The sequence below is a fragment of the Petrotoga halophila DSM 16923 genome, assembly GCF_002924615.1.
On sequence record NZ_JALY01000151.1, the window covers coordinates 1 to 3235 of the forward strand.

Annotated in this window: 5 protein-coding genes; all 5 read left to right on the forward strand. The window is 34.3% G+C overall.

The features are described from left to right. Positions 1 to 443: cobalamin-dependent protein (locus tag AA81_RS07470; RefSeq protein ID WP_211292673.1), on the forward strand; the 443-nt coding region annotated here is incomplete at its 5' end. A 90-nt stretch (positions 444 to 533) separates the two neighbouring features. Continuing rightward, the gene (gene dnaN, locus AA81_RS07475; protein WP_103898685.1) at positions 534 to 1646 is read left to right on the forward strand and encodes a DNA polymerase III subunit beta; all 1113 of its coding nucleotides are present in this window, start codon (positions 534 to 536) and stop codon (positions 1644 to 1646) included. A gap of 3 nt (positions 1647 to 1649) precedes the next feature. Further along, on the forward strand, positions 1650 to 2138 hold the full coding sequence (gene ispF, locus AA81_RS07480) for a 2-C-methyl-D-erythritol 2,4-cyclodiphosphate synthase (protein WP_103077702.1): 489 nt from the start codon (positions 1650 to 1652) through the stop codon (positions 2136 to 2138). Beyond that, a complete protein-coding gene (gene nfi, locus AA81_RS07485) occupies positions 2128 to 2793 on the forward strand; it encodes an endonuclease V (RefSeq protein ID WP_103898686.1) in 666 nt (221 codons plus the stop codon). Before ispF ends, nfi begins: the two co-directional genes overlap by 11 nt. Positions 2794 to 2798: 5 nt before the next feature. Continuing rightward, the coding region (locus AA81_RS07490) for an MFS transporter (protein ID WP_146050360.1) at positions 2799 to 3235 on the forward strand (437 nt) is incomplete at its 3' end.

Below are 3235 nucleotides of genomic sequence, written 5' to 3' on the forward strand. Positions count from 1 at the left end.
TTTTTGAATTTTTTGGTAAAAACAAGGTCAAAGTAGTGGCTGGAACGATAGGTAACGATGAACACAACATAGGTATCAGAGAAATACTAGATATAAAACATGGAGGTATAGAAAAATATGGAATAAATTACGTTTATCTTGGTACTTCTGTGCCACCAGAAAAAATCATAGATAGTGCGATAGAAGTAGGAGCCCAGGCGGTTTTAGCTTCTATGATTATTACTCATAATGAAGTTCATGTGGAAAATATGAAAAAACTACATGAAATTGCTGTAGAAAAAGGAGTTAGAGATAAATTATTACTCATCGTTGGAGGGACTCAGATAACCAATGATTTAGCGATAAATAATTACATGGACGCTGGCTTTGGAAGAGGTACCAAAGGGAATCACGTCGCCACATTTTTGGCTAGGAAACTAAAAGAAAGAGAGCAAAACGAATAATTTTTAATTAATTTATTCTTGCTTTAAATCTTTTTTTAGTGTAAAATTGAAATAGTGAAGCCCTAATTCTTCCAAAGGGAGGAAAACGTGATGTCGTTTGAAATAGATACAAGGGTTTTAAAAAATGCTGTCCAATTAACCACCAACGCTGTTTCAAAAAAAACAGCTAACCCTATTTTGAAAGGAATAAAATTGGCTGTAGAAGACGATGAGTTACATATTTATGCTACAGATTTGCAAACCGGTTTTCACAAATGGCTGAAGGTTAAAGATAGCGATGAAAATTTTTCTACAGTGGTTGAACAGACGATTTTTTTAGAAATACTATCAAATCTCACTTCTGATACAATTACTATAACTTTGGATGGAGTTTTGAAGATTTCAGGTGGAAATTCTGTATTTCGATTACCTACCATGGACCCTGATGAATTTCCTTCCCTTGCTTTCGACGTTACAGGGAACTCAATTTCGTTAGATAGAACAATTATTACTAATATGATTGATAAGGTAATTTTTTGCGCTTTAAAAGATTCTTCTTCCCTTTCGCGCAATTTAAATGCCGTTTATTGGGACTTTAGGCAGGGAGGGTTTTTGAATTTAGTCGCCACGGATTCATATAGATTAGCCCTTTCTGAAAGTAAGCTGGAAGATGACAATGTTCTTTCACCGTTTCTTTTATCCCTAAAAAGTATGGATGAATTAAAAACGATACTTTCAGCAGCAAAGACAGAGAAGATAAGAGTGGTTCAAAGTGGTTCTCAAGTTCTCTTTGATTTTGAAGAAGATAATAACCAGCTGATTTTTAACGTTATAGATGCCGAGTTTCCTAATTATTTGGGTATAATTCCCCAGAGTTTTATAACAAAGATCAAGGCTAAGACCTCAGAATTTTTGGCTATTATGAAAAGGATGTCTATAACAGCCGGAAGTGAGGAATATACTTTATTAAATATTGAAGATGGAAGAATACAGTTTTATGCAAGTTCTCCTGATGTTGGCGAAGCAAAAGAAGAGATTGATGTCGAGCAAGAAGGTAGAAATCTTGAGATCGCTTATTCACCGAGATATTTCAGGGAAGCGTTAGAAAGAATAGAGACTGTGGAATTTGAGTTCGATATATCCGATGAGGAAAAACCTACCATTTTAAAACCTGTAGAAGACAACAGTTATATGTTCATAATAATGCCAAAAAGGAAAAGTTGAAACATGTTAAAAATTGGTTTTGGTTACGATGTTCATCCCTTAGCTGAAAATAGAAGATTAATATTGGGTGGAGTTGTAATAAATCATCCAAAAGGTTATGGATTATTGGGCCATTCGGATGGAGACGTCTTTTTTCATGCGATAATTGATAGTTTATTAGGGATGTGCGGTTTGGGGTCGATAGGGGAGTACTTTCCTGAAAGTAAAGAATTTGAAAATATTAGTAGCTCTATACTTTTAGAAAAGACTATGGATTTGATAAGTAAAAGATATGTTATTAAAATAAATAATATTGATGCGGTAATCATATCTAAGAGTGTGAAAATCAGTTCTATATCTGAGCAAATAAAAAATAATACCTCACGCATCTTAAATTTAGAAGTGAGCCGAATAAACTTAAAAGGCAAGAGTGGCAATGGTCTGGGAATAGGCGGAAAAGACGAAGGTATAGAAGTTTATTGTACAACGTTAGGTGAGGTAGATGAAATATAAACGTATTCATAGCTTCGATATGTCTCCCAAAGATATGATCAAAATTCAGAAACAGTTGGCTAAAGAGGTTAAATTAAGCCATTTCTCTGACGTACCAAACTTAGTAAGCGGTGTTGATCTTTCCTTTCCAAAAGACGAAGGATTAGCTGTAATTGTAACAATGGATTTTAAAAAATTATCGGTGATCGATGTAACATATGCCGTGGATAAGATTACCTTACCATATATACCTGGCCTTCTTGCTTTTAGAGAGCTTCCTATCTTTTTAAAGGCTTGGGAAAAACTTCAAATTGAACCTGATATTGTTTTTTTTGATGGTCAAGGCTATGCCCATCCTAGAAGGATGGGCATAGCTACACATGCGTCTTTTTTTATTGAAAAGCCTACTATAGGAATTGCTAAATCTAAGTTAATTGGTGAATACGAAGAACCCGGAAAGAAAAAAGGTGAATTCACATTTCTGTACCATAAAGATGAGAAAATAGGAATAGTGTTGAGAACAAGAGACAATGTGAAACCTGTATTTGTATCTCCTGGCAACTTGGTTGATTTCAATAACGCTTTAGATTTCACTTATCATTTCGCCACAAAGTATAAAATTCCAGAGATAACTCGAAAGGCACACTTATACACTCAAAGTTTAAAGCAGAGGTGACGTTGTTGACCGAAAAGAACACGCGAAATTTTATATACATCTCAATGATTCTATTTTCGATGGTCATGAATACTCTTGCTCCTCTTATGACTTCCATTCAAGAAAGATTTTCTGTTTCGATAACTATTTCTTCTTCATTACCGTTTATAAGTACCTTTGGTACCATGATATCCAACTTTATAGGCAGCTTTTTTATCGCCCAGATAGGTTATAAAAGTTTTTTGACCGGTGCTTTTATAATTGAAATTTTAGGTTTGGTTTTATTCGTAACCGCAATTAATTTTCCTATGATTGTATTATCAGTTTTTTTATTGGGGGTAGCGACTGGGGCAACTTTTATGACTTTAACTTCCGCTTTTTCACACCTTGATAGAAAAATCCAAAATTTTGGATTTTTAAATGCGAGTTTTGGAATTGGGGGAATAATAGCACCCCTTTTGGT

Coding starts and splice junctions, on each gene's coding strand:
- ispF (WP_103077702.1), top strand. CDS start 1,650: ATGTTAAAAATTGGTTTTGGTTACGATGTTCATCCCTTAGCTGAAAAT.
- nfi (WP_103898686.1), top strand. CDS start 2,128: ATGAAATATAAACGTATTCATAGCTTCGATATGTCTCCCAAAGATATG.
- dnaN (WP_103898685.1), top strand. CDS start 534: ATGTCGTTTGAAATAGATACAAGGGTTTTAAAAAATGCTGTCCAATTA.